This is a genomic window from Cupriavidus sp. 86D6 (assembly GCF_057815095.1).
Window position 1 is genome coordinate 120,975 of record NZ_JBYPSB010000002.1, and the last position, 17,998, is coordinate 138,972.

The window sequence follows — 17,998 nt, forward strand, 5'->3', positions numbered from 1 at the left end:
GAGGGGCCTTTGTCGCCCCGCAGCCCGCTCCGGCATTGGGCTGGGGGGCGCGGGAGCCGCATTGCGACGCCCCGCGCAGCGCCCGCCGCCGAGCCGACCGACAACCGTTTGCATGACCGAACAACGACAACCGCATCATCCGGCCACCCGACCGCCTGCGCTCCAGGGCATGCCCCGGCGCGCCCGCGTGCCCGCCAGCGCCCTGCGACCGCTCGTGCTGGCCATGGCCGGCCTTTCGGTCAACGCGCATGCGCAGTACGGCGCTGCGTCCACCATTCCCAATATCGAGATGATCGAGCCGGTGGTCACCCAGGCTGCCGAGCCCGAGCCGCCGCCGCCCGAGGCGGGCGAACTGGTGCCGCGCCTGACCGAACCGCCGCGCCAGCCCGCCAATGCGGGCAGCAGCACGCTGGGGGTGGCGCCCTCGTCTACGCCCTCGAATCCGAATGCACCGGCCTATGCCTCGGGCGACCGGATGACCGGGTACAACGAGAAGGGCGTCGAACTCGAAGGCAATGCCGAACTGCGCCGCGATGGTGGTGTGGTCAAGGGCGACAAGCTGACCTATGACCAGGACACGGACGAGGCCCACGCGACGGGCAACGTGCGCTTGTCCAAGAGCGGCACGCTGGCTGTGGGCCCGGAGGCAAAGCTGCGCGTGCAGGCCAACGAAGGCTACATGCTGTCGCCGGACTACTATTTCGACCAGACCGGGGGATCGGGCAGCGCCGAGCGGATCGACTTCCTCGATCCGGACCGCAGCACGCTCAAGAAGGCCACCTATACGACCTGCTCGCCCGACAATGCCGACTGGTATTTCAGCGCGCGCAAGCTCGATCTCGATAGCGATCGCGAGGTGGGCGTGGCCTACGGCGGCGTGCTGAACTTCTTCGGCGTGCCCGTGGCGGCGGCGCCGGCGTTTTCGTTCCCGCTGAACAACGATCGCCGCAGCGGTGTGCTGCCGCCGCTGTTCGGCTACAGCTCGAAGTCGGGCGCGGATATCACGGTCCCGTACTACTTCAATCTGGCGCCGAACCGCGACCTGACCGTGTATCCGCGTATCCTGTCGTCGCGCGGGGTGCAGCTGGGCGGTGATTTCCGGTATATCGGCGCAGGCTACAGCGGCCGAATCCGTGCGGAAATCCTGCCCGACGACAAGAAGGCCGGCCGCGACCGCTGGGCGTACTCGGTCCAACACAACCAGGCGATCATCCCGGGCATGACGGCGTACGCGAACGTCAGCAAGGTCTCGGATGACCAGTATCCGGATGACCTGACGCGGAGTGTATCGCAGTCAACCCTGCGTCAGTACACGCAGGAAGGGGGCGTGGTTTACGGCTGGCAGAACTGGACGTTCCTGGCGCGGGTCCAGAAATTCCAGACGCTTCGCCCCAGCGAGCCGTCGTACGAGCGCGAGCCGCAGATCAGTGCCAGGTACACACGCTATGACCTTGGCGGGTTCGATATCGCCTTGGACACCGATTACACGCGCTTCAAGATTCCGCTGACCTCGACGGGATTCCAGCAACCCGAAGGCAGTCGCGCCTACTTCAACCCTTCGATCAGCTACCCGATCATCCGGCCGGGCTGGTATGTGACGCCGAAGGTGATCTTCAACGCGGCGCAGTACAACATGGACGCGGGCACGAACACGACTGGCGCGTCCAACACGCTGAGCCGTGCGATTCCGACCGTCAGCGTCGATTCGGGCATGACGTTCGAGCGCGATGCGCCGGGCCTGAGCCGGCTGTTCGGCGTGAGCTACACGCAGACGCTGGAACCGCGCCTGTTCTACGTCTACACGCCGTTCCGCGACCAGAGCCAGTTTCCGCTGTTCGACACCGTGCAGTCGGACTTCAGCTATGGCCAGATCTTTACCGAGAACCCGTTCAGCGGTAATGACCGGATTGCCGACAACAACAAGCTGACCGCAGGCCTGACCACCCGCCTGATCGAGTCCGAGACCGGCGTCGAGCGGTTCCGCGGTACGATCGCGCAACGGATCGACTTCACCGGCCAGCGCGTGCAGATTGGCGGCACGCTGAACGATACCAAGCCGACGTATTCGGACCTGCTGGCCGCGACGACCATCCAGCTGTTCCGCGGCTACTACCTTGACGCGGGCATCCAGTGGAATCCGGACCAGAACCGTGTCAACTACTCGAACGTGGCGTTCCAGTGGCGTCCGGAGTCGCGCAAGCTGCTCAACATGGGCTATCGCTACCGCCGGCCCACGTCGGTCACGGACAATACCGCGATCGACCAGTTCGAGGTGTCGGGCCAGTGGCCGATCACCCAGCGCGTCTACGGCATTGGCCGCGTGGCGTATGACCAGTCGGCCAACCAGCTGGTGGATGCGCTGGCCGGCTTTGAATACACGGCCGATTGCTGGGTCGGCCGCTTCGTGTACCAGCGTTTCCGCAACACCACGAACGGATACACCGGCCGGGTCTTCCTGCAGGTGGAATTCCGCGGATTGTCGAAAGTCGGCTCCAATCCGCTGGACATGCTGCGCCTGAACGTGCCGGGCTACGAGCCCGTGACCGCGCGACCGGTGCCCACGTCCCCGTACGATCACTATGAATGACGGACCAAGATGAAACGTCAAGCCTTTTCGGTTATGTCCCGCCTGAATCCCTGGCAGCAGGTGCTGCTCTCCGCGGTGCTCGTCACGCTGGCCGCTCCGGCCGCCGCGCAACTGCGCGCCCCGGGCGCGCGCACCCAGGGCATCTTCGTGCCGCAGCAGAGTGGCCAGACGAGCACGGTGGCGCCCAGCCAGCCGCAGATGGGCATTCCGCAGCCGGCGCAGAAGCGATCGCAGCTGGTGGACGAGGTGGTTGCCATCGTCAACAACAGCGTGATCACGCGTCGCGAGCTGCTTGACCGGGCCGACGAGATCGAGAACCAGCTTCGGGCCGCGAATCGCCCGATTCCCGAGCGGCCGGACCTGCTTGGCGAAGTGCTGGAGCGGCTGGTGATGGAGCGCGTGCAGACGCAGGCCGCGCAGGACGCCGGGATCAAGGTCACCGACCAGGAAGTGGACCGTGCGATCGAATCGGTCGCGCAGCAGAACAAGATGTCGGCGACTGACCTGCGCAGCCGCGTGGAGGCCAGCGGCATGAGCTGGACCAAGTACCGCGACGAACTGCGCAAGCAGGTGCAGGTGATCCGCCTGCGCGAACGCGAAGTGGACTCGAAGGTGCAGGTCTACGACGGCGAGATCGACAACTTCCTGGCGGCGCGCAGCGGTCAGCCCGCCGCCGTGGGCCCGGCCGAATACAACGTGCAGCAGATCCTGGTGCGCGTGCCCGATGACGCATCCGAGGCCCAGAAGGCACAGCTCAAGGCCAAGGCCGAAGGCCTGCTCAAGCAGGCGCAGGGCGGCGCGGACTTTGCCGAACTGGCCAAGGCCAATTCGGACGCGCCCGAAGCGTCGCAGGGCGGCGCGCTCGGTTTCCGCGAGATCGGCCGCCTGCCGGCGCTGTTCGCCAATGCCGTGGTCGACCTGCAGCCGGGCAAGGTGGTGCCGGACGTGGTGGAATCGGCCAACGGCTTCCATGTGCTCAAGCTGGCGGCCAAGCGCACGGCGGCTCCGGCGCAGCAGGCCACGGCCGACCACATCACGCAGACCCAGGTGCGCCACATCCTGATCCGTACCGGCCCGAACATGCCGGAGGCGGAAGCCAGGCGCCAGATGACGACGCTGCGCGACCGTCTCGCGCACGGCGCCGATTTTGCCGATGCGGCGCGCCGCTACTCGCAGGACGGTTCCGCCCAGCAGGGCGGCGAACTGGGCTGGGTGTCGCCGGGCGAACTGGTGCCGGCGTTCGAACAGGCCATGAACCGCCTGCGCCCGGGTGAAATCTCCGAGCCGGTGGTCACGCAGTTCGGCGTGCACCTGATCCAGGTGGAAAACCGTCGCGAGACCGAGGTCTCCGCCGAGAAGCAGCGCGACTTCGCCCGGCAGGAAGTGCGGGAACAGAAGCTGCGCGCCGCCTATGATGACTGGGTGCGCCAGCTGCGCAGCGCGGCGTACGTGGAATACCGGATCAACCGACAACGCTGACGCGCGCCGCTCCTGCCATGCCCGACCCTGCACCTGCGCCCCTGGCGCTTGCCATCACCACCGGCGAACCCGCCGGCATCGGCCCCGACATCACGATCGGGGCCCTGCTGCAGCTTGGCGGCGCGGCCAATGGCATGGGCCATGGCGCGTACCGGTTCCATGTGATCGGCGACGCGCGCCTGCTGGCACGGCGCGCCGAGGCGCTGGGCGTGGCGCATGCGTGGCAGCGCCGGCTGGCCGATGGCGATGTGGTGGTCGAGGATGTGGCGCTGGGCGTGGCCTGCGAGGCCGGCCAGCTCGATGCCCGCAATGGCCGCTACGTGCTGGCGCTGCTCGATGCCGCCATCGACGGCCTGCAGGCCGGTCGCTTTGCGGCCATGATCACCGCGCCGGTGCAGAAGAGCACGATCAACGACGCCGGCGTGCCGTTCACAGGCCATACCGAATACCTGGCCGAACGCGCCGGCGTGCCGCGCGTGGTGATGATGCTGGCCGGGCCGCAGCCCGCGCATGACAACGCCATGTTGCGCGTGGCGCTGGCCACCACCCATCTGCCGCTGCGCGCCGTGCCCGACGCGCTGACCATTCCGATGCTGCAGGAGACGCTGAAGATCGTCGACCACGATCTGCGCCGCCATTTCGGCATTGCCCGCCCCCGTATCCTGGTGACGGGGCTCAACCCGCATGCCGGCGAATCGGGGCATATGGGCCGCGAGGAGATCGACGTCATCGGCCCGGCGCTGGCGCTGGCCTGCGACGCCGACATCGACGCACGCGGGCCGTATCCCGCCGACACGCTGTTCCAGCCGCGGCACCTGCGCGATGCCGACTGCGTGCTGGCGATGTACCATGACCAGGGTCTGGCGCCACTCAAGTACGGCACCTTCGGCCACGGCGTCAACATCACACTGGGCCTGCCCTTTATCCGCACATCGGTGGATCATGGCACCGCGCTCGACCTGGCCGGCACCGGCCGGGCGGAGCACGGCAGCATGATCGAGGCCATCCGGTGTGCCATTACCATGGCCGGCCATGCCAGCGGACGCCACGGCAACGGCGCGTCCGCCAACGGCCGGCACTGACTTATGCGTCCAAACGTGCATCAGGGCCATGTGGCCCGCAAACGATTCGGCCAGAACTTCCTGGTCGATGACGGCATCATCTACGGCATCGTCAACGCGATCGATCCGCAGCCCGACGACGTCGTCGTCGAAATCGGACCCGGTCTGGGCGCGCTGACGAACCCGCTGCTCGAACGCCTGCCCAGCATGCAGGTGGTGGAGCTCGACCGCAATCTCGTGGAGCGCCTGCGCAACCGCTACAACGACCGCCTGACCGTGCATGCCGGCGACGCGCTGGCGTTCGACTTCGGCAAGCTCAAGGAGCCGGCCCGCGCGCTGCGCATCGTGGGCAACCTGCCGTACAACATCTCGAGCCCGCTGCTGTTCCATCTGATGGATTTCGCCGATCACGTGCGCGACCAGCATTTCATGCTGCAGAAGGAAGTGGTCGAGCGCATGGTGGCCGAGCCGGGCAGCAAGGCGTTTGGCCGGCTATCGATCATGCTGCAGGTGCGCTACCACATGGAACACGTGCTCGACGTGCCGCCTGCGTCGTTCAACCCGCCGCCCAAGGTCGATTCGGCCGTGGTGCGCATGATTCCCTGGCCGCGCGCCGAAGACGGTACGCGGCGTTCGCCGTATCCGGCGTGCGACCCCGGTGTGCTGGGCGACGTGGTGACCGCCGCGTTTTCGCAGCGCCGCAAGGTGCTGCGAAACACGCTGTCGTTCCTGCGCGACCAGGTGGACTTCGACGCGCTCGGCTTCGACCTGGGCCGCCGGGCCGAGGAAGTGCCGGTGGCCGAGTATGTCGAACTGGCCCGCATCGTCGGCAACAGCGCCGTGCCGCCTGCGCGCGGCGCCGCCTGACACCGCAGCCCCAGGGCAGCCGATACCGAATTCGAATTTCCCGCTGAATCTCCGAACATCCTGAAGCAATCGCGACGCTCATGACCGAACAGACCAAGACCGATCCGCGTCCCGTCATCCTGACTGGCGATCGTCCCACCGGCCCGCTGCACCTGGGCCACTACGTTGGCTCGCTCAAGAGCCGCGTGGCCCTGCAGGAAACGCACAAGCAGTACGTGCTGCTGGCCGATACGCAGGCGATGACCGACAACGCGCACGACCCGGACAAGGTTCGCCGCAACGTGCTGGAAGTGGCGCTGGACTACCTGGCCGTGGGCATCGACCCCGCCAAGACCACGATCACGGTGCAATCGCACCTGCCCGCGCTGGCTGAACTGACGCTGATGTACCTGAACTTCGTCACGGTGTCGCGCCTGGAGCGCAACCCGACGATCAAGGAAGAGATCCAGGCCCGTGGCTTTGGCCGCGACATCCCGGCCGGCTTCCTGTGCTATCCGGCCTCGCAGGCCGCCGACATCACCGGCTTCAAGGCCGTGCTGGTGCCGGTGGGCGAGGATCAGGCGCCGCTGATCGAGCAGACCAACGAAATCGTGCGCCGCATCAACCATCAGGTGGGCCGCGACATCCTGCCCGAGGCCGCCGCGCTGATTCCGAAGCATGGCCGCCTGCCGGGCGTCGATGGCAAGGCCAAGATGAGCAAGTCGCAGGGCAACGCGATTCCGCTGGGGGCGTCGCCGGACCAGATCCGCGAAGCCGTGCACAAGATGTACACCGATCCGAACCATCTGAAGGTGTCGGACCCGGGCCAGGTCGAAGGCAACGTCGTGTTCACGTACCTGGACGCGTTCGATCCGAACGTGGAGGAAGTACAGGCGCTCAAGGAACACTACCAGCGCGGCGGCCTGGGCGACATGGTGCTCAAGCGCCGCGTGGAAGGCATCCTCCAGGAAATGCTGCGCCCGATCCGCGAGCGCCGCGAGCAACTGGCGCAGGACCCGGGCTACGTGTTCGACATCCTCAGGAAGGGCACGGAAGCTGGCCGCGAACTGACCCAGCAGACGCTGGACGAAGTGCGCGGCGCGGTGGGCATGTTCTCGTTCCCGAAGTAATCGGGCCTTTCACGCGCCATGCGTCCCTCCCGCCAGCCGGGAGGGACGGACACCGAAGGCCGCTCAGGCCTTCCGGTTCACCAGTACGATGCCTCCGAGCACCATCACCGCCGCCAGCGCGAATCGCATGCCGACGTGGTCGTGCATCAGCAGCACGCCGAAGGCCACCCCGAACAGCGGGGTCAGGAACGAGAATACCGATAGTCGCGATGCCAGATACTGGCGCAGCAGCCAGAACCAGATCAGATAGCTGGCAAAGGCGATCAGCACCGACTGGTAGAACAGGCTGGCCACCACGAACCCTGTGACTTCCACGCGATGGACCTGGCCTGCGGCCACCGCCATCACCAGCAGCAGCACCGCCGACACCGCCAGCTGATAGAGCAGCGTCTTGCTGGCCGGCGCGTGAGACAGCTTGCTGCCCCGTACCACGATCGTCGTGGCGGCCCACAGCGCGCCGGCCGCTACGCCCAGCGCGTCGCCGAGCAGCGTGCTCGACTGCGCGGATGCGGTGACGATGCCATCGGCGAATGCCAGCACCATGCCCAGGAACGCCAGCGCGACGCCGGCCCACTGGCCGCGCCGCAGGTGTTCCCCCGGCACGAACAGGTGCAGGCCCAGCGCGGTGAAAATCGGCGCCGTGTAGAGGAACACGGCCATGCGCGATGCCGTGGTGTGGCCCAGCCCGACGAAAATGCAGAAGAACTCGGCGCCGAACAGCAGGCCGGCAACCAGCCCGGCGCGCAGCGTGCCGTCGCGTTCCCAGAGCGGGGTGCCACGCCACGCGGCAAACGCGAACACCAGCAGCGCGGCGATGGCCGAGCGGACGCCGGCTTGCAGCACGGCGCCCATCAACGGAGCGGTGACCTTGATGACCACCTGCTGGAGTCCCCATGCGGCGCACAGCAATACCATCAGTCCGATGGCCATGCTGTCCAGCGGGCGCCTTGTTATCAGTTGTGTGGACATCGCCGCGTCGCTTACGGACGGGCGGCGTCGCGGGTGGAGTTGCGTTCGATCAGTTCGATCTTGTAGCCATCGGGGTCTTCCACGAAGGCAATCACCGTGGTGCCGCCCTTGACCGGGCCCGCCTCGCGCGTGACCTTGCCGCCGGCGGCGCGGATGCGGTCGCAGGCCTCGGCGGCGTTGGGGGTTTCCAGCGCGATATGGCCGTAGGCGGTGCCCAGGTCATACTGGTCGACGCCGTAGTTGTAGGTCAGTTCCAGCACGGCCGTTTCGCTTTCCGGGCCGTAGCCGACGAAGGCCAGGCGGTACTTGTACTCGGGATTGTCGCTTTCGCGCAGCAGTTGCATGCCCAGCACGCGCGTGTAGAAGTCGATCGAGCGTTGGTAGTCGCCAACGCGCAGCATGGTGTGGAGGAGTCGCATAGGGGGACCTTCTTTGGGTTGTTGAGACAACAGAGTCCGTCATTCTAGTCCTGCCCGCGCCATCGTGCCGGATGGCCCGCCGTGGCACCGCTGAACACGCGGCAAAGAAAATTTCACATCGGCAGCGCGGGCGCGGAGGCCCGGAAGTTGCTACATTGCCGATTGCTTTCGACAGCTGCACGAACGCCTACGCCGGTCCATCACGGCGCGGCAGCGCCGAAGGTCGCGCGACAGGCTTTCTCTGACAGAGGGGAAACTGTATGACGCGATGCTGCCTGGGCAGTACATGCGGCGCACTGGCGTGCTTGCTGGCCATGGCGATGGCGGCGCCTTCCGCTCACGCTGCGGATTGCGCGCCACCCTCACCGACCGCGAAGTCCTACACCGCCAACAACTGCAGCGGGACGGTTGCCGGCGGCACGTTCGACACGGGCAACAGCGGCTACGCTTCGGTCTTTCATGCGGCCAACAACGGATCGATCACCGTCACGGGGCCGGTCACCCTGCACTCGGGCGGCAACGAATCCACAGGCGCCTACGCCGAATCGGGCGGCGCCATCCATTTCAACGCGCCCGGCAGCACCCTGACGATGCTGGGTGCGCATTCGAACGGCGTCCATGCATTCGGCAGCGCGACCGTCACCGGGCAGGTCGATATCTCCACGTCGGGCGAGCGCGGACACGCCCTGTTTGCCGACTATGGCGGCATCCTCCAGATGCACGATTCGCGGATTCTGACGCAGGGCGCGGAGGCAGCAGGCATTACCGTGGCCACGGGCACGGTGTCGCTGCTCGGCGCCAGTTCGATCACCACGACCGGCGATACCGCGCCCGGCGTGGCCCTGACTTCATCGAACTCGAGTGTCACGGTCGATGGGCAGGGCGCGCGCATTCCCATCCAGACCAGCGGCACGCAATCGCCGGGCGCCGGATCGGCGAACGGATCGGGCACGATCGTGCTGCGCGGCGTGGATATCGCGACCAGTGGGCTCGTTGCCTTCGGCGTGCTGGCGCAGAGTGCCACGGCCGTGCACGCCGAAGATACGACGATCGTCACAACCGGGCCCGGGTCTGTCGGTGTCGAGGCCATCAACGGCGGCACCGTGACGATGACCGGCGGGAGCGTCACCACGCTGATGCGCGGTGCGCACGGACTGTCCGCGCGTGGAACGGGCAGCCAGATCGTGGCCGATGGCACGGCGGTGACGGTCTCGGGCATGGCCACGTCGGCGATGCAGGTGGTCGACCAGGCCCATATTGCGTTGCGCAACGGCAGCGCCGTCAGCACCGGCACCGGTGGCAGTGCGCTGTCGATGTACAGCACCGACGATTCGATGCTGCAGACCGCCGAGATCACGCGCAGCACGCTGCTGGCAAGCCAGGGCAGCGCGCTGTCGTTCCTGGGCGGTCCGGCAGCGGTGGCGATCACTGGCAGCAGCGTGGCGGGCCACTACATGCTGATCGTCGATTCCCGGACCGCCCCGATCGTCGTCGATGTCACGGCCAGCGGCTCGGCGTTGCGGGGTGCCTCCCTGGTGCTGCCCGCCGAAGGGGGCGGGCAGCACGCGGTACGGCTGGCCCTGCGCGACAACTCGGCCTGGCTGGTGACAGACGACTCCAACCTGACGCGGCTAGAGAACATCGGCAGCACGGTGGCCTTCGCGCCGCCTGCGGACGGCGTGTTCCATGCGCTCACGGTCAGCCAGTACCACAGCCAGGGCGGCACTTTGGGGCTGACGGCGGCGCTGGCGGGCGACGGATCGCCGGCGGACAAGCTCGTGATCGACGGCGGCACGGCAACCGGTGCGACCGCCTTGCGCATTGTCAACGCCGGCGGCAAGGGGGCGCTGACGAGCGAGGGAATCCGCGTGATCGAGGCCATCAATGGCGGCAGCGCCCCGGCCGGCACCTTCGTGCTGGCGGGCCGCGCCGTGGCCGGGCCTTACGAATACCGGCTGTATCGCGGCAGCACGCAGCGCCCCGCCGATGGCAACTGGTATCTGAGGTCGCAGCAACTGCCGACGCCGCCCGACCCGCCCACGCCTCCCGACCCGCCGCCCACGCCTCCCGATCCCCCGGCCCCTCCGGCCCCTCCGGCCCCTCCGACCCCGCCCAAGCCGATGTACCGGCCCGAAGTGCCCGCCTACATCGCCAACGAGCACGCGGCGGCCAGCCTGTTCCTGCACAGCCTGCATGACCGGATGGGCGAGTTGCCGTTTTCGTCGGCACCGGCTGGATGGCTGCGCGTGGTGGGCAAGACCGCCGAAAGCGGCAGCCGTGGCAACGACTACAGCGCGCGGGCCAATACGGTGATCCTGCAAGGGGGCGGCGATTTTGCGCGCGGCTCGCTGTTCGGCGCGGCCGACCGGCTGCACGTGGGCGCGATGTTCGGCTACGGCAACGTGCGCACCGACGGCCTGGCCGCGGGCAACACCGCCCGGGCGCAAGGCGAGGTGAACGGCTATGGCGCGGGCGTGTACGCCACGTGGTTCGGCCAGGCCGCGTCGGACCTGGGGCCCTATGTCGACACCTGGTTCCAGTACGCCTGGTTCGACAGCCATGTGCGCGGCGACCAGCTGCCCAGGGTCGGCTATCACAGCCAGGCGTGGAACGTGTCGCTCGAAGGGGGATGGGCGCTGCCGCTGGCGGCGTCGTCATGGCGGGTCGAGCCGCAGGCGCAGGTGGCATGGCTGCGGCATCGTGGCGTCAGCGTGACCGAGCCCGGCGGCACGCAAGTCAGCGGTGGCGATACCAATGGGCTGATGACACGGCTCGGCATGCGGATGTTCCGCACGCTGGACCGGGACGATGGCGGACGGCTGCAGCCCTATGCCACGCTGAACTGGTGGCACGACCAGGCCAGCACATCGGTCGGATTCAGCGAGACGGTGCTGGGGCAGTTGTTTCCGCGGGACCGCTACGAGCTCAAGCTCGGCATCGACGCGAGGTTGTCACGTGGCTGGAGCAGTTGGGGGAATATCGGCGGGCAGTGGGGCAACCAGGGCTACCGGCAGTACGCGCTGCGGCTGGGCGCGCGCTATGCCTGGTGAGCCGCGCGGGTTCAGCCAGCCAGCCCATCGGCCGGTCAGAACGTCGGCAGCAGCTCGGGCGGATGCGCGCGCAGGCGGGCGCGTGCGTCGCGGAACTCGGGAAAGATCGATTCGACGGTTTCCCAGAAGCGCGGGCTGTGATTCATTTCCTTCAGGTGCGCGAGCTCGTGCGCGGCCACGTAGTCGATCATCGACAGCGGGAAATGCATCAGGCGCCAGTTGAGCCGGATTTTGCCGTCGGCGGTGCAGCTGCCCCAGCGCGTGGCCGCCGACGTCAGCGCAAAGCCGGTGTGGCGCACGCCAAGTTTGGCGGCGTAGAGGTCGAGTCGTTCAGCCAGCAGCCGGCGGGCCTGGTTCTGCAGCCAGCCCTGCACGCGGTCCTTGATCTGCTGCTCTTCGGCGTGTGCCGGCAGCGCCAGATGCAGCACGCGCGTATCGGCATCGAAACACAGCACGCCGGCCGGCGATTCGAGCCGCAGCGTGACCGGCTGGCCCAGGAACGGCAGTTCGGCGCCGTCGCGCCACTGCACGGTGGGCAGCACGCGGCGCGACTCCCGATGGCGCCATTCGCCAAGCTTGGCAAAGATCCAGCGTTGTTTTTCAAGAATGGCCGACTCGATGTCGACCAGCGTGACCCAGCGCGGGGCCGTGATCGACAGCCCGCGGTCATCCACCGTGAACCCGATGGTCCGGCGCGACGATCGCTTGAGCGAATAGTGCAGCGTACGTTCGCCGACCTGCAGCATGCGGCCATTGGGCAGGATCGGCGGCCACATATCGCCACCCCGGTCACCACCCCGCTCGCCCGCCGGGCCGGTACCCGGCTGCGCGTCGGGCGCCGGCGCAAGCAGGTGCTGCTGCGCGGGCGGGACGGGCGGCGTGGCGTCGGCCAGCGGCAGCTCCAGCTGCGCGTTGGGGTCGGCGGTGGGGCGCAACAGCTTCATGCGGTGGCCTGGCTCCCTGCGCGGCGGTAGCTTTCCGGATCGATGCGACGCATCTCTGCCTCGATCCAGGCTTCCACCTCCTGGTTCAGTACGTCGGCGGTCTTGTTGGCCGACGGAATCGCGTCGCCAATCGAGATCGTGATCATGCCCGGGTACTTCAGGAACGAATTGCGCGGCCAGAGGCGGCCCGAGTTGACCGCCATCGGAAAGACCCACGCACCCGTTTCCACGGCAAGGCGGGCGCCCCCGCTCTTGTAGCGCGGGTTTTCCTTGCCGGCCGGGGTGCGCGTGCCCTCGGGGAACATGATGATCCAGGCGCCCTCGTTGAGCCGCTCGCGGCCCTGCCGGGCGGCCGAGGCAAACGCCCGGGTGCCGTCCTTGCGGTTGATGTGGACCATCTTGAGCATGCCCAGCGCCCAGCCGAAGAACGGTACGAACAGCAGTTCACGCTTGAACACGAAGCACAGCGGCTTGGGCATCAGCGCCACATAGGCCACGGTTTCCCAGGCCGACTGGTGCTTGGACAGCAGCACCACGGGCTTGTCCAGCATCGCCAGCATCTTCTCCATGCCTTCGATGCGGTACTGGATGCCGCAGATCAGGCGCGCGGCCCAGATCACCAGGCGCGGCCAGCCGCGCACGAAGCGGAAACGGTTCTCCGCGTTCATGAACGGGAAGACGATGAAACACATGCACGCGTAGGGCGGGGTCAGCACCACCAGGTACAGCGCGAACAGCAGGGAGCGGATAAAGGTCATCGATGGGGGCGAAGAATCAGGAGGCGGGCAGGCCTCAGGAAGCGGGCTGCGCCGCGTGGGCGCTCGGGGCGGGGGCCTTGTGCGCCCCTTCGGCGATCAGCCAGCGCGCGAACGCGGCCAGGTCGTCATGCACGCGCGTGCCGGCCGGCAGGCCGCCCTTGTCCAGCGTGCGCAGGCCCTTGCCGGTGCGCACCAGGTGCGGCACGCAGCCCACGGCCACGCCGGCTTCGAGGTCGCGCAGCGAATCGCCCACCGTGGGCACGTTGCGCAGTTCGATGCCGAACCGCTCGCCAATCTGCTCGTACAGGCCCGATTTCGGCTTGCGGCAGTCGCAGTTGTCGGCGGCCGTATGCGGGCAGAAGAACACGGCTTCCACGCGGCCGCCCAGCGCGGCCAGCGCCTTGTACATCTTCTCGTGCATCGCGTTGAGCGCACTCATCTCGAACAGCCCCCGGCCAATGCCCGACTGGTTGCTGGCGATGACGATGCGATAGCCGGCCTGGTTCAGCATGGCGATGGCCTCGAGGCTGCCGGCAATCGGCACCCACTCGTCGGGGGTCTTGATGAAGTGGTCGCTGTCCAGGTTGACCACGCCATCGCGGTCGAGGATCACGAACTTCGGCTGGGACTGTGGCATGGCGGCTCCGGGGCGGCTTGAAGACGGCTTGGACAGCTTAGGCGGCAAGCTTCGAAATGTCCGCCACGCGATTGGCCAGGCCGTGCAGCGTGGCCAGCAGCGCCAGGCGGTTGGCGCGCAGCTTCGCGTCCTCGGCCATCACCATCACGTCGTTGAAGAAGCGGTCCACGGCGTCGCGCAGCTGGGCCAGGTCGCGCAGCGCGGCGGTGAAATCGCCACCCGCGAAGGCGGCTTCCACGCCCGGACGCACCCGTTCGATGGCGTCGAACAGCGCGCTTTCGGCGGCCTCCTGGAACAGGGCGCGGTCAACCGTGCCGATGGCCTCGTCGGTCTTCTTCAGGATGTTCGTGATGCGTTTGTTGGCGGCGGCCAGGGCCTCGGCCTCGGGCAGCGCGGCAAACGTGCGCACGGCTTCCATGCGGGCCAGGATGTCGTGCAGGCTCTGCGGACGCAGGCTCACCACGGCTTCCACCTCGTTCGTGGTGTAGCCCTTGTCCTTCAGGTACCCGCGCACGCGGTCGTACAGGAAGTCGGAGATCGCGTCGCGCGCCGGCTTCACGGTGGCGATGCCCGCGAACGCCTGCCCGGTCAGGCCCAGCAGCGTATCGATCGGCACCGCCAGCGGCTTTTCGATCAGCATGCGCAGGATGCCCAGCGCGTGGCGGCGCAGCGCGAACGGGTCCTTCTCGCCCGTGGGCTGCAGGCCGATGCCCCAGATGCCCACCAGCGTTTCGAGCTTGTCGGCCAGCGCCACGGCGGTGCTGACATTGCCTTCGGGCAGCGCGTCGCCGGCAAAGCGCGGGCGGTAGTGCTCGGAGCACGCCAGCGCCACGTCCTCGGCCTCGTCGTCATGGCGCGCGTAGTACGTGCCCATGGTGCCCTGCAGCTCGGGGAATTCGCCCACCATGTCGGTCAGCAGGTCGGCCTTGGCCAGTTCGGCGCCGCGCATCGCGGCGGCCTTGTCCACCTGGGCGCCGGCGGCGTTCATCGCGTCGGCGATATGGCCGGCAATCTGCTGCAGGCGCTGCACGCGGTCCAGCTGGCTGCCGATCTTGTTGTGGTAGACCACGTTGCCGAGCTGCGGCACGCGCGACGCCAGCGTCTTCTTGCGGTCCTGGTCGAAGAAGAACTTGGCATCGGCCAGGCGCGGGCGCACCACGCGCTCGTTGCCGGAGATGATCGACTGCGGCGTGTCGGTGGCCAGGTTCGAGACGATCAGGAAGCGGTTGCGCAGGTGGCCGGCGGCGTCGGTCAGCGCAAAGTACTTCTGGTTGGTCTGCATCGTCAGGATCAGGCATTCCTGCGGCACGGCCAGGAAGGCTTCCTCGAAGTGGCACGGGTAGACCACCGGCCATTCGACCAGCGAATTGACTTCGTCCAGCAGCGACTCGGGCATGATCACCTGGTCGGCGCCGGCTTCCTTGAGCAGGGCGGTGCGAATGCGTTCGCGGCGGTCGGCATAGCCGGCGATCACGCGGCCGCGCGATTCCAGCAGGCTCGCGTATTCGCCGGCGTGCGGAATCTCGATGGCGCCCTGCGACAGGAAGCGGTGACCCTGCGTGATGTTGCTGGCCGGCAGGCCGAGCGCCGACACCGGCACGATTTCGGCGCCGTACAGCGCGATCAGGCTGTGCGCGGGGCGCACGAAATGCACCGTGGTGCCGTCCGGGCGCTGGTAGCTCATCAGCTTCGGAATCGGCAGCTTGCCCAGCGTGTCGTCCAGCGCGGCCTGCAGGCCGTCGGCCAGCGCGGCGCCCTTGGCGGTGTAGCGGTAGAAGAACGCATCCGCCTTGCCGTCAGAGGCGCGCTCCAGCGTCTGCCAGTCGATCTCGGCCACGCCCACCGACCTGGCCAGGGCGGCCAGCTTCTTGGCCAGCGGGGCGGTCGGGGCGCCGTTGGCGTCCAGCGCCACGGTCAGCGGCAGCACCTTTTCGCGCTGTTCGCGGTCCGGCGCGGTGCGGCGTACGCCGGTCACCAGGGCGGCCAGGCGGCGCGGCGTGGCAAACGGCGTCACGGCGGCGCCGGCTTCGAGCAGATCGCGCGCGCCGAGGCCATCGAACAGCCCCTGTGCGAAGGCGTCGCCCAGGCGGGCCAGCGCCTTCGGCGGCAGTTCTTCGGTGAACAGTTCGATCAGCAGCGAATCGGTCATGGGTTGCGACATGAATCTATCCAACAGGTATGGGCGCGCGCGTCAGCAGCGCGGCGCGAGATTGGGTTCCACGCCAGACAGCAGCCACAGGCCGTTCTGCTGGCGGAATTGCAGCGTGGTGTAGGCGCATTGCGCGGCCACGCCCGAAGCGCCGCGGGTGCCCGCGGCCGGAAAGCGTGCGTCGATGCGATGGGACCGGCGGTCGTAGCGGATCTCGTCGATGCGCCCACCCACCCAGAAATCGATCTTCGCGGGCAGCTGCGCGGCGGAATAGTAGGTCCGCACCGTGCGGCGCGAGCGCCCGGCGTTGTCTTCCCATTCGACCCACTGCAGCGGGTAGCGGATGGCGCTCTCGTAGGCGCGCAGCGGCACGCGGTGCCAGCCGAGGTCGCGCGACCCGGACAGGTCGCACGAGAACGAGCGCACCAGCTGCGCCCACTGGTCGATCGACGACAGCGACGGCCGCCAGTGCCGCGTGATGGCCTGCTGCAGCGCCTGGCTGTCCGCCTCGCAGATATTGGCCAGGTCAGCGGGCAGGTACAGGGCCTGCGGCGCCGGCGCGGGCGACGTCCGCGCGGCGGCAAGCGCGCTGCCGGCGGGCGACAGCGCAACCGGCACGGCAAAAGCCAGCAGTGCCAGCGCGCCGCGCACGCGGGCCGTCATGCGCGGGCCCCGTTGTTGCACATCGGGAAGCCCAGCGCCTCGCGCGAATCGTAATAGGCCTGCGCCACCATGCGCGACAGGTTGCGGATGCGGCCGATATAGGCGGCGCGCTCGGTCACCGAGATGGCGCCGCGCGCATCGAGCAGGTTGAACGTGTGGGCGGCCTTCAGCACCTGTTCGTACGCCGGCAGCGCCAGACGGGTGTCGGTCAGCTTCGGCGTGCCGTCTTCGTTCTTCTCGCCGGCATCGCCCATCAGGCGGCGCGCTTCGCCCTCGTGCTCGGCAAAGTGGCGGAACAGGATCTCGGTGTTGCTGTGCTCGAAGTTGTAGGTGGACTGCTCCACCTCGTTCTGATGGTAGACGTCGCCATAGGTCAGGCGGCGCGTCACGCCGTTCTCCTCCCACTCGGTCCACACCAGGTCGTAGACGTTTTCCACCTTCTGCAGGTACATCGCCAGGCGTTCGATGCCGTACGTGATTTCGCCGGTGATCGGCTTGCAGTCGATGCCGCCCACCTGCTGGAAGTACGTGAACTGGGTCACTTCCATGCCGTTGAGCCAGACTTCCCAGCCCAGGCCCCAGGCGCCCAGCGTCGGATTTTCCCAGTCGTCCTCGACGAAGCGGATGTCGTTCTGCTTCAGGTCCAGGCCCAGCGCCTCCAGCGAGCCCAGGTAGAGCTCCAGGATGTTCTCGGGCGCGGGCTTCAGCACCACCTGGTACTGGTAGTAATGCTGCAGGCGGTTCGGGTTTTCGCCGTAGCGGCCGTCCTTGGGCCGGCGCGACGGCTGCACGTAGGCGGCGCGCCACGGCTCGGGGCCGATCGCGCGCAGGAACGTATGCACGTGCGATGTACCGGCGCCGACCTCCAGATCGATCGGTTGCAGCAATGCGCAACCCTGCCGGTCCCAGTAGGCCTGCAGGGTCAGAATCATTTGTTGGAAGGTCAGCATAGGAAGACGAAATGAAAAGCTGGCGGCAAGTGCGCGAAGCGTCTCGCGCCGGGTTTGCCAAACCTTGGATTCTATCGGGTTTTTGGCCTGTCTCAGCCGGGTTGCCGCAGGAAAACGGTGTCGCAGGGCACGAATCGTGCATGCCGGGGGTGTCGGCTTGGCGCAACGGGTCGGGTAAATCCTGACACGGGTTTCAGAACTGTCCGATAGGTGCCGATACCGTTTTTGTATACAGTTAAAGCACGCGGTCACCGAATCAAAAACCAGATGGCCGCCAGGCCGGATTGCCGGGCCCGGGCCAAAAGCATCAGCTTTGGGCCGGGGCAGCCGATAACGCGATGCGGGCTCGAAACAAC

14 protein-coding genes are annotated in these 17,998 nt (G+C 67.6%); 6 read left to right on the top strand and 8 right to left on the bottom strand.

Annotation, left to right across the window (positions count from 1 at the left end; all coding sequences use genetic code 11):
- The first annotated feature begins 112 nt into the window (after positions 1-112).
- The 5 genes from AC3G88_RS05655 to trpS all read left to right on the top strand — a co-directional run bounded on the left by AC3G88_RS05655 (position 113) and on the right by trpS (position 7,103).
- The gene (locus AC3G88_RS05655) at positions 113-2,587 is read left to right on the top strand and encodes an LPS-assembly protein LptD (RefSeq protein ID WP_488893189.1); all 2,475 of its coding nucleotides are present in this window, start codon (positions 113-115) and stop codon (positions 2,585-2,587) included.
- A gap of 9 nt (positions 2,588-2,596) precedes the next feature.
- Positions 2,597-4,066 (top strand): peptidylprolyl isomerase, encoded by a 1,470-nt coding sequence (locus AC3G88_RS05660; protein WP_400392073.1) that lies wholly within the window; start codon positions 2,597-2,599, stop codon positions 4,064-4,066.
- 17 nt (positions 4,067-4,083) lie between these two features.
- Complete coding sequence (gene pdxA, locus AC3G88_RS05665; protein ID WP_488770866.1) at positions 4,084-5,148, top strand: 4-hydroxythreonine-4-phosphate dehydrogenase PdxA; 1,065 nt, start codon at positions 4,084-4,086, stop codon at positions 5,146-5,148.
- Positions 5,149-5,151: 3 nt separating this feature from the next.
- Entirely contained in the window at positions 5,152-5,994 is an 843-nt protein-coding gene (gene rsmA / locus AC3G88_RS05670) for a 16S rRNA (adenine(1518)-N(6)/adenine(1519)-N(6))-dimethyltransferase RsmA (RefSeq protein WP_488893190.1), read from the top strand.
- Between the two features lie 80 nt (positions 5,995-6,074).
- Positions 6,075-7,103 (top strand): tryptophan--tRNA ligase, encoded by a 1,029-nt coding sequence (gene trpS, locus AC3G88_RS05675; RefSeq protein ID WP_488770868.1) that lies wholly within the window; start codon positions 6,075-6,077, stop codon positions 7,101-7,103.
- 63 nt (positions 7,104-7,166) lie between these two features.
- Here trpS and AC3G88_RS05680 read toward each other — a convergent pair whose 3' ends face one another.
- Both AC3G88_RS05680 and gloA read right to left on the bottom strand, forming a co-directional pair.
- Positions 7,167-8,072: a DMT family transporter gene (locus AC3G88_RS05680; RefSeq protein ID WP_488893191.1), complete on the bottom strand. Its 906-nt coding sequence runs from the start codon at positions 8,070-8,072 to the stop codon at positions 7,167-7,169.
- Between the two features lie 11 nt (positions 8,073-8,083).
- Positions 8,084-8,491 (bottom strand): lactoylglutathione lyase, encoded by a 408-nt coding sequence (gene gloA, locus AC3G88_RS05685; RefSeq protein ID WP_066739460.1) that lies wholly within the window; start codon positions 8,489-8,491, stop codon positions 8,084-8,086.
- Between the two features lie 260 nt (positions 8,492-8,751).
- On the opposite strand from gloA, the gene AC3G88_RS05690 reads away from it, so the two are divergent.
- Positions 8,752-11,541, top strand: coding sequence for an autotransporter family protein (locus AC3G88_RS05690; RefSeq protein WP_488893192.1), 2,790 nt, complete (start codon positions 8,752-8,754; stop codon positions 11,539-11,541).
- 35 nt (positions 11,542-11,576) lie between these two features.
- Here AC3G88_RS05690 and AC3G88_RS05695 read toward each other — a convergent pair whose 3' ends face one another.
- The 6 genes from AC3G88_RS05695 to glyQ are packed head-to-tail and all read right to left on the bottom strand — an operon-like array spanning position 11,577 to position 17,642.
- On the bottom strand, positions 11,577-12,485 hold the full coding sequence (locus tag AC3G88_RS05695) for a M48 family metallopeptidase (protein WP_488893193.1): 909 nt from the start codon (positions 12,483-12,485) through the stop codon (positions 11,577-11,579).
- The gene (locus AC3G88_RS05700; protein ID WP_488770872.1) at positions 12,482-13,243 is read right to left on the bottom strand and encodes a lysophospholipid acyltransferase family protein; all 762 of its coding nucleotides are present in this window, start codon (positions 13,241-13,243) and stop codon (positions 12,482-12,484) included. Before AC3G88_RS05700 ends, AC3G88_RS05695 begins: the two co-directional genes overlap by 4 nt.
- A 34-nt stretch (positions 13,244-13,277) precedes the next feature.
- The gene (gene gmhB / locus AC3G88_RS05705; RefSeq protein WP_488893194.1) at positions 13,278-13,880 is read right to left on the bottom strand and encodes a D-glycero-beta-D-manno-heptose 1,7-bisphosphate 7-phosphatase; all 603 of its coding nucleotides are present in this window, start codon (positions 13,878-13,880) and stop codon (positions 13,278-13,280) included.
- 37 nt (positions 13,881-13,917) lie between these two features.
- Entirely contained in the window at positions 13,918-16,041 is a 2,124-nt protein-coding gene (glyS, locus tag AC3G88_RS05710; RefSeq protein ID WP_488893195.1) for a glycine--tRNA ligase subunit beta, read from the bottom strand.
- A 30-nt stretch (positions 16,042-16,071) separates the two neighbouring features.
- Positions 16,072-16,692 (bottom strand): hypothetical protein, encoded by a 621-nt coding sequence (locus AC3G88_RS05715; protein WP_153946587.1) that lies wholly within the window; start codon positions 16,690-16,692, stop codon positions 16,072-16,074.
- Entirely contained in the window at positions 16,689-17,642 is a 954-nt protein-coding gene (gene glyQ / locus AC3G88_RS05720; RefSeq protein ID WP_153946588.1) for a glycine--tRNA ligase subunit alpha, read from the bottom strand. The genes AC3G88_RS05715 and glyQ overlap by 4 nt, the downstream gene beginning before the upstream one ends.
- Positions 17,643-17,998 lie beyond the last annotated feature (356 nt).

Coding starts and splice junctions, on each gene's coding strand:
- AC3G88_RS05655 (WP_488893189.1), top strand. CDS start 113: ATGACCGAACAACGACAACCGCATCATCCGGCCACCCGACCGCCTGCG.
- AC3G88_RS05660 (WP_400392073.1), top strand. CDS start 2,597: ATGAAACGTCAAGCCTTTTCGGTTATGTCCCGCCTGAATCCCTGGCAG.
- pdxA (WP_488770866.1), top strand. CDS start 4,084: ATGCCCGACCCTGCACCTGCGCCCCTGGCGCTTGCCATCACCACCGGC.
- rsmA (WP_488893190.1), top strand. CDS start 5,152: ATGCGTCCAAACGTGCATCAGGGCCATGTGGCCCGCAAACGATTCGGC.
- trpS (WP_488770868.1), top strand. CDS start 6,075: ATGACCGAACAGACCAAGACCGATCCGCGTCCCGTCATCCTGACTGGC.
- AC3G88_RS05680 (WP_488893191.1), bottom strand. CDS start 8,072: ATGTCCACACAACTGATAACAAGGCGCCCGCTGGACAGCATGGCCATC.
- gloA (WP_066739460.1), bottom strand. CDS start 8,491: ATGCGACTCCTCCACACCATGCTGCGCGTTGGCGACTACCAACGCTCG.
- AC3G88_RS05690 (WP_488893192.1), top strand. CDS start 8,752: ATGACGCGATGCTGCCTGGGCAGTACATGCGGCGCACTGGCGTGCTTG.
- AC3G88_RS05695 (WP_488893193.1), bottom strand. CDS start 12,485: ATGAAGCTGTTGCGCCCCACCGCCGACCCCAACGCGCAGCTGGAGCTG.
- AC3G88_RS05700 (WP_488770872.1), bottom strand. CDS start 13,243: ATGACCTTTATCCGCTCCCTGCTGTTCGCGCTGTACCTGGTGGTGCTG.
- gmhB (WP_488893194.1), bottom strand. CDS start 13,880: ATGCCACAGTCCCAGCCGAAGTTCGTGATCCTCGACCGCGATGGCGTG.
- glyS (WP_488893195.1), bottom strand. CDS start 16,041: ATGTCGCAACCCATGACCGATTCGCTGCTGATCGAACTGTTCACCGAA.
- AC3G88_RS05715 (WP_153946587.1), bottom strand. CDS start 16,692: ATGACGGCCCGCGTGCGCGGCGCGCTGGCACTGCTGGCTTTTGCCGTG.
- glyQ (WP_153946588.1), bottom strand. CDS start 17,642: ATGCTGACCTTCCAACAAATGATTCTGACCCTGCAGGCCTACTGGGAC.